This is a genomic window from Paraburkholderia sp. BR14312, assembly GCF_040948675.1.
In the GTDB taxonomy this organism is placed as follows: Bacteria; Pseudomonadota; Gammaproteobacteria; order Burkholderiales; family Burkholderiaceae; genus Paraburkholderia; species Paraburkholderia nodosa_A.
Genome location: NZ_JBFPKI010000088.1, coordinates 1 through 331, shown reverse-complemented (window position 1 = coordinate 331; position 331 = coordinate 1). Strand labels below are relative to the sequence as shown.

The 331-nt window shown below is 61.6% G+C and carries 1 pseudogene; it reads left to right on the top strand.

What is annotated here, in order from left to right:
- Positions 1–24 precede the first annotated feature (24 nt).
- A pseudogene (locus tag AB3X98_RS42130) lies at positions 25–331 on the top strand (glucosyltransferase); the annotation flags it as partial.

Below are 331 nucleotides of genomic sequence, written 5' to 3'. Positions count from 1 at the left end.
GTCGCTTCTGCTGCAATCGAAGTCATGCGTGCCGAATTGCCTGGCTTTTCGCACCTGCTCTTCGAATCGCTCGCGGTCCTAAGCGGTCTTTGCGCCGTGGTCGGCATTATCTATACCTGCACGGCGAGCGCGCTGGTCGGTCGTTTCTTCGCGCGCGAGGTGGCGACGCCGCAGCACTTCCCGGCCATCACGCTCGCCAAGCCGCTGCACGGCGACGAATGGCACCTCGAGGAGCACCTCGCCAGCTTTTTCGAGCAGGACTATCCTGGAGAAGTCCAGTATCTGTTCGGTGTTCACGACGCGCGTGACGAAGCGCTCAATGCGATCGAGC